This is a genomic window from Sutterella parvirubra YIT 11816 (assembly GCF_000250875.1).
Classification (GTDB): Bacteria; Pseudomonadota; Gammaproteobacteria; order Burkholderiales; family Burkholderiaceae_F; genus Sutterella; species Sutterella parvirubra.
Map to the genome: position 1 here is coordinate 4,801 of NZ_JH604984.1, position 7,326 is coordinate 12,126.

Below are 7,326 nucleotides of genomic sequence, written 5' to 3' on the forward strand. Positions count from 1 at the left end.
CTCACGGCCGAGGTGGTGCGGTGCACTTCTTCGGCGGCCGCCGGCATGTTGAGCGTGCGGGCGAGCGCGAGGAAGATCTGGAGGTCGGTGAGGTCGTAACGCATGGCGCGGAGAAACGGAGGAAAGGGGGTCGGGCTGTCGGACGGGAGGCTCGATTGTAAGCCTACGGACCCGCTGACCGATGCGCTCGGGCCGCATCGGAGAGCCTTCGCATCCCGCCCGTTCGGCGCATACTTGTGGAGAAACCTCCGAAATCCGACCGCCAGAGTCCGCCCGCACCAACCGCCCGCACCATACCATGCCCACCAACGTCCAACTCCCCGCCGTGATGCCCGCACCCCTTCCGCCCGGCCTCGTCCCGAAGCCGGGTTCGATCCCGAGAACGTCACCTGCGATGATCCGGGGGCTGGTGCGCGAGATCGGGCTCCTGCCCTTCCACTCGACCCCGATCGAAGGCTTCTCGGTGCGGGAACTCTGCCGCCCCGAGGTCTTTCAGATCAACGACCAGATCACCAACCCCTGGTATTGGAGGGAAGAGATTCTCGCCGAGGACGTCGTCTACGGGCAGTTCTTCGACGGGAAGTTGGGCTTCATCCGGAAGGACGTGTTCCCCCTGGTGGTCGCCCTGAAGCGCGGCCGACGCACGGCGGACGAGTTGGTCGACGCGGGGCTGATCGACGAGCGCGCCCACACCGTGGACCGATCTATCCCCGCGGGCGAAGGCATGGACGTGGACGCGATCCGCGACATGCTTCCCGAAGGCTTCAAGGGCGTCGCGACCGCCGCCACCATGCTCCAGAACACCGCGCTCTGGTGCGTCACCGACTTTCAGCAGCGGCGCAACAAGCGGGGCGAACCCTACGGGTGGCCGCTCTGCGTCTTCGGGCGGCCTGAAGAACACGGGTTTCTCGACCTCGACGACGTTCCCGAAGGCGAGGAGGCCGTGCGGGAGGCCTTGGTGAAGTTGACGGCCATGGTGCGGCGGGTCGTGCCGGACGTGACGGAGGAGGATGTCCTCCGGATGCTCCGGCCGCGCGTCAAGGGTGAGCGCAAGGCGAAGACGGCCAAGACGCCCAAGACCCGGCAGGCCATTTGGGTGAGCCAAGCCGCTGAGCCCGACGGCGGCGCTGAGGGCGGTGACGCCGCCCGGAAGAAGGGAAAAGCGGTGAAGACCGTCAAGACTGCCGCGAAGTCGAGAAAGAGTTTGGTCGACCCCATCGACCCGAAGGATCCGGTGATGGCGGACGCGTTGGCGCGTCACGCCGTCGACGGGATGGTGATCGGGGAATAGGCGGAGAGGCTTTGGGCCTTTCCTTCTTTCGGTCTTTCAGCCCATCACCCCAGCGCAAGCGAGAGCGTCGGGTAAGGGAGGCCGCAGCCGTCCTTCTCGTTCCGGCCCGTCACGACGAAGCCGAAATGGTCGTAAAAGCCCCGGGCCTGGTCGTTCGCTTCGTTGACTTCCGTCTTCGTAACGCCCGCCTCGATCGCGGTGCGCAGAAGCCTGCCGCCCACACCCATCCCGCGCGCGTCCGCGTCGACGAAGAGCATCTCCAGGGCGTCCGCCGCGATGCCGGCGAAACCGAGCACCCGGCCCTCGGCTTCGGCGACGTACATCACGGGCACCACCCGGAAGGCTTCCGGCACGAACCGCGCGAAGAAGTCGAGATCCTCGGGCGCGACGAAGCCGTGCGTCGCGTCGACGCTCGAGCGCCAGACGCGGGCGAGTTGGGCGATGAGTTCGGGCGGGCGCTCCGCGGTGTCAAGACGCCGGATCGTGAGCGCGGGGAAGTGCGGAGTCGGGGAGGAAGAGGCGGGGCCGGAGGAGGTCGTCGGGGTCGCGGAGGTCATGCTGGGGCGGCTTCTTGGCAAAGCCGGAGATTCGAGCGTGGGTGTTTGGGGAAACTGTCCAGAATGATGCCCGACCGGTCGGCCCGGGCGCAATACGCCGAAAGTCGACCGGGGAGCGTCCGGAAGTCGCCGACTCAAAGCCGCACCCACACCGCCGTCCCGAAGATCAGCACGAGCCCGATGACGAGGAAGATTTTTGCGTGACCGGATGGTTGCCGTCCAACCAGAAGAACTTCAGGAAGTCCTGCGGGAGCTTTTCGGTAAAGAGCCCCGCCATGACGAAGGTGACGCCGAGGCTCACCTGCACGTGATATTCCTTCGGGATGAGGAGGAGATCCTTCACGCCCGCCGAGATGAACATCAGCACGATCATGATGCCGAGGAAGAGCATGAGGTTGTGGATGATCCGGAGAGGATTCATGAGGGGGCTCCAAGACAGGAAAGGCGGAAGAGGTCAAGGGAGGCCCGGCATGGCCCTCCGCGGGCGTCAACCTTCACCACATACCCAAGGCTACACCGTCCTGCCGAGACGCGTCCGGGGTGCCCGGGGTCCGGATTCCCGAACGCTCCATAAACGTCGCCTCGACACATGGGGACGGCAGGCGGTGACGACATGCGTCATGCAGCGTCGCAGGCCTCGGTAAAGTGGTCGAAAACCGTCGACGACACCCGCGCCCCACCGACCACCCCAAGCAACCTCCAACCCCTCAAGACACCCTTCATCTGAAGGCCCCGCGCACCATGCCCCCGATCCCCGCCACGCCGAAGCCCAGCACGTTCCTGAAACCCTTCCCCCTGCGGCCCGAAGGCCGCGTTCTCATCCTCGTCGAGGGTGAGGTGACGGAGGTGAAGTACCTGCGGACCTTCATGCGGCACTTCGGGATCGACGAGCGGCTCTGCGCGGTCGTGCGGCCGAACAAGTGCTCCCCGATGGGGCTCGTCCAGACGGCGGACCAGACGCCAAAACCAAAAGGCCCCCTTCACGGAGGCCTGGCTCGTTTTCGACGTCGACCATCACACGACCTTCAACGAGGCCGTGCGGCAGTCGAAGAACCACCCCTTCATCCATCTGATCGTCTCGAAGCCCTGCATCGAATACTGGTTTCTGCACCTCTGCGGGATCGAGCACCGGGAAGCGTTTTCCGAAAAGGGCGCGATGATCGGGAAGCCCGTGACGACGGTGGAGTACCTCACGAACGGGCGCATCCGCGAAACCGTGGTGACGCATTACGAGGCGGTGAATCCGACCGACCTCTGCGTCAGGGCCGCGACCCAGGCGATCGGGTTCAGCCCGAAGAAGATGATGTTCCCTGAGAAGCTCTTTGAGGGGAGCCGGTTGGGCGACGCCTTCCTCACGGACTTCCCCGTCAGGGAGAAGCAGGATGGCGCGGAGTGCTGGACCCTCATCCCGGTGCTCCTTCTGCGGCTCCTGCTCCTGAAATACGACCCCGCCGCCGCGGTGCTGACGCTCCGGACCGGGAAGCGCCCCGACCGGGTGACGGGCGAAGAGTCCGGGCTCGCCCGGGCGCTCCTTGAGATGGTGAAGGACGGGGCGCAGAGCGATACCGCCCAACCCGCACAACCCGCTCACCCCACTGATTCCGCGCCCGCCGTCCCGGCCTTTCCGGTCTTCCCGGTCTTTCCTCCGGACGCCGCCAACGTCCCCGAGACTGCCGGCGCGGGGATTGAAGCCTCCCGCCCGATGACGGACGCCGGCCCGCACTTCGTCGTGGGAAGGCCGGTGCCGGTGCGGAAGTGGAAGGCCGGGAAGCCCAAGGCCTCCTGAGCGGGCCCCGCAAGCCTCCCTCAGCTCCGAATCCGTCCCGAACCTGGCCCGCAGCCACGACATTTATCTGAGTTTCGAGGGCGTTCCGGCGGGGCGATCTCGGGCATACTGTTTCTTCGACCACGCTGACCGGAAGCAGGACTGAAGGAGACTCGAATCCGACCTGATGCAGGCCGGCAGTTCCAACCAACCCCGAGACCCACCGCCATGACCATCACCGCCACCCACTGGGGCGTCGTCGACGCCCGGATCGAAGTGGGCCGCCTCAAGCTCGCCCCCTGGAAGGGCGACCTCGATCCTTCGCCCAACCTGGAGCGCATCGCCCGCACGGCCGACGCCCCCTCGCGCACGACGGTGTGCGCGGTGCGGCGCGGCTGGCTCGAAGGCCGCAGGAACGGCGCCGACGTGAAGGGGCGCCTGCGCGGCCGGGACGAATGGGTGCCGCTCTCCTGGGACGAAGCGTTGACGCTCGCCGCGGACGCGATCCGCGAGACCTATGCGACGGCCGGTTCCGACGCGGTTTGGGGGAACAGCTACGGTTGGATGTCGCCCGGGATCGTGCACTCGGCGGTGAATCTCAACAGGAGGCTCCTGAGGCTTTTGGGCGGCTTCGTCGAAGCCGAGAACAGCTACTCCACGGGTGCGATCGCGAAGATCCTTCCCGAGATCGTCGGGATGTCGGACCCGCGGTCGACCGACTGGTCCGTGGTGCTCGGGCACACGGACGAAATCGTCCTCTGGGGCGCGAACCCCCTCGTCACGAACGACATCGACTGGGTGACGACGATTCACGCCGGCCGCCGGGCCTTGAAGGACTTCGCGGTCTCGGGGCGGCGGATCACGTCGGTGAACCCCATCGCGACGGAGTCGGCGGCGGAACTCCATGCCGAGACGGTGGCGCTTCGCCCGGGGACGGACGCGGCGCTGGTGTTCGGGATCATCGCGGTGCTGATCAAAGACGGGAAAGTCGACTTCGACTTTTTGAAGACCCACGTCGTCGGTTGGGAGCGGGTGGTCGAGCGCATCGAAGCGGGCTTCAATGAAGAGACCGCCGCGGCCATCACCGGCGTCCCCGCGGAGACGATCCGCGCGTTGGCGCGCCGGTGGTCGTCCGGGCGCACGATGATCATGGGCGGCTGGGGCCCGCAGCGCTCGATCGAGGGCGAGAACGGCCCGTGGTCGATCTGGACCCTGGCGGCCTTTTTGGGACAGATCGGTCTTCCGGGCTGCGGCATCGGCACCAACTACCATTACAGCGACGGCGGCGTGCCGCCCTCCGCCGCGGCGGACCTCCCCGGCATTCCCTCGCGTCCGGCGCCCCTCGCGAATCTCCCCTGGGCGCACCGCCCGAGGCGCACCACCACGACCGTCCCTGTGGCGAGCGTGACGGACGTCCTTCTCACGCCCAATGCCCCCTCCCAGTTTCACGGCCGGACGGTGGAGACGCAGCCGATGGAGCTCGTCATGTGGGCGGGCGGCAATCCCTTCACGCATCAGCCGGACCTCAAACGCCTCGCGGAAGCCTTCCGCCGCATGAAGACCGTCATCGTCGCGGACACGCACTGGACGCCGGCAGCAAGGATGGCGGACATCGTCTTCCCGGCGGCGTCACTCTTCGAGCGGCGCGACCTCACCTCGATCGGGTCGTATTCCAACCTCGGCGTCGCCGTGATCGAACCCGTGCGCGCGCCCCAGGGGGACGCCCGTCCCGACTACGAGATCTTCGCCGCTCTTGCCGAGAGGATTCACCCGTCGGTGGGCGCGGCCTTCACCGAGGGGCTCGACGCCGAGGGGTGGATCGAGCGCCTCTGGGCGGCCGCGCGCCGTGAGAACGCCCCCCGCGGGATCGACGCCCCCACGCTCGACGAGCTCCGTGCGATGGGCGTGTGGCTCTGTCCGAAACCGTGGGATGCGAAGCCCTTCGTCGCGTTCGAAGCCTTCCGCAGGGACCCGGAGGCGGCGCCGCTGCGGACGCCCACCGGGAAGATCGAACTCGTGAGCGGGAGGTTGGAGAAGCTTCGTGCCGAGGGCTTGACGAACCTCCCTTGGGGCGGCGACGGCCGCTGGATGAAGGGGGACGAGTGCGCCCCGGACGAATTGGTGCTCCTTGCCACCAAGTCCCCGAAGCGGCTTCACAGTCAGTTGGAGGCGGCGGAAGACGATGCGGCGGACATCGTTGGGGGCGTCCCGGTGCCGGGTGTTGCCCGGCCGGTGCCTGAACCCGAACCCGCGGAACTTCATCCCGAGGACGCCGCGGTGCGCGGACTTCGCGAAGGGGACCTCTGCGTGGTGGAAAACGACCGCGGGGCGCTGCTTGCCCGCGTGAAGCTCAATCCCGGGAACGCCCGCGGGACCGTACGCCTCGGGCACGGCGGCTGGGTGCGGTGGCGTACGCGGAAGCCGGAGGCCGGGGAGGGCGCGCATGATGCTCTTGACGCTCACGACGCCCACGATCACGAAGCGCTCGATCTGCGCGGGCAGGCGAACGTTCTGACTTCCGACGAGCCCACCTCGGACTTCGCCCGCGGGAACGTCGCGTCGGGCTGGCGCGTGCGGGTGAGGAAGGCGGCCGAAGGCAGCTGACGCCCGGCGTTGAGGGGCAGGGCCGCGGGATCCGACCCTCCAGCAAAGCCTCTCAAGGCAAATCCGACAAGCCCGCCAATGCAAAGGCCGACCGGACGGATCCGGTCGGCCTTTTTGAACTTTTGAACCCTTTCGGCCCTGCGGGCCCCAACCCTTCGTCGGAGCCCTGGAGCAGGACTCCCCGCAGGACTTCCCGCAGGGGCTCCAAAGGCGGCTTCAAGGGCGGCGGTTACTTCGCCGCGGCGCCCGCCCAGAAGAAGGAGGCGACTTCCTGCGCGAGATCGCGGATCATCAGGTCGTCGGGCTTCGGTTGGGCCGGATTGAGGTTCCAGCGGTTGTTCTCCACCATGATCAGCATCTGGAGCTGACGCGCGCGGCGGATCGGGTCGCCCGGACGGAAGACGCCTTCCTTCATGAGGCGCTCGAAGACCGCGGCGGAGCGCTCGATCAGGGACCAGGCGCCGGCCTTCAGAAAGAGCTGCGCGATGTGGGGCGAGCGCTGCGAGGCGACGAGGACCTGGTGGTAGATGGGTGCCAACTTCGTGTCGAAGCGCAGGCGGATCATCCCCTCGACGAACGCGAGCAGGTTGTCGCGGTCGGAGCGGTCGGGATTTTCGAGTTCGGTGATCACGTCGGCGAGCGGCTCGCTGATGTGGTATTCGAAGAACGCCTCAAAGAGTTCTTCCTTCGAGGGGAAGTAGTTGTAGAGGGTCGCCTTCGAGCAGCGCATCACGAACGCGATGTCGTTCATGGTGGTGTTGAGAAGGCCGTCTTCGAGGAAGAGCTTGGTCGCCGTGTGGAGGATCTGGTCGCGTTTTTCAGGCGTGAGCGTGCGCATGGTCGTACCCAGTGTCTTCGGTATCGGTTGAAGGATCTCCTGATTATAGATTCGCTTGCCGTCATGGTGTTTGATGCGTTTTTGGCGGAAGACCCTTCGGGTACCCGGGAATGCTGCATCACGGATTCGTGCAGGCCTTGAGCTTGTTGAAATGCAAAGAAAAACACGGGTATCGGACACGGGTTTGCGACGGACGGATTTTGCCGACCGTGCGTTTTCCGGCCCTTTTCGGTAGAGTTCCGTGCGTGCGACTAGTACCCAACCGGGGCCG

Annotated in this window: 5 protein-coding genes and 1 pseudogene; 3 read left to right on the top strand and 3 right to left on the bottom strand. The window is 66.6% G+C overall.

All coding sequences use genetic code 11. The features are described 5' to 3' along the window. Positions 1-298 precede the first annotated feature (298 nt). Positions 299-1,291: an AlkZ-related protein gene (locus tag HMPREF9440_RS06425; RefSeq protein ID WP_148516487.1), complete on the top strand. Its 993-nt coding sequence runs from the start codon at positions 299-301 to the stop codon at positions 1,289-1,291. Between the two features lie 44 nt (positions 1,292-1,335). Here the strand turns inward: HMPREF9440_RS06425 and HMPREF9440_RS06430 are convergent, their stop codons facing one another. Then, entirely contained in the window at positions 1,336-1,848 is a 513-nt protein-coding gene (locus HMPREF9440_RS06430) for a GNAT family N-acetyltransferase (protein WP_008542624.1), read from the bottom strand. A 166-nt stretch (positions 1,849-2,014) separates the two neighbouring features. Further along, positions 2,015-2,269 (bottom strand): hypothetical protein, encoded by a 255-nt coding sequence (locus HMPREF9440_RS06435; RefSeq protein ID WP_008542625.1) that lies wholly within the window; start codon positions 2,267-2,269, stop codon positions 2,015-2,017. A 546-nt stretch (positions 2,270-2,815) separates the two neighbouring features. Here HMPREF9440_RS06435 and HMPREF9440_RS06445 point away from each other — a divergent pair. Continuing rightward, positions 2,816-3,634: pseudogene (locus HMPREF9440_RS06445) on the top strand (RloB family protein); the annotation flags it as partial. Between the two features lie 207 nt (positions 3,635-3,841). Beyond that, positions 3,842-6,217, top strand: coding sequence for a molybdopterin-dependent oxidoreductase (locus tag HMPREF9440_RS06450; RefSeq protein WP_008542632.1), 2,376 nt, complete (start codon positions 3,842-3,844; stop codon positions 6,215-6,217). Between the two features lie 229 nt (positions 6,218-6,446). Here the strand turns inward: HMPREF9440_RS06450 and HMPREF9440_RS10680 are convergent, their stop codons facing one another. Then, positions 6,447-7,055: a TetR/AcrR family transcriptional regulator gene (locus HMPREF9440_RS10680; RefSeq protein WP_008542635.1), complete on the bottom strand. Its 609-nt coding sequence runs from the start codon at positions 7,053-7,055 to the stop codon at positions 6,447-6,449. Positions 7,056-7,326: the final 271 nt, after the last annotated feature.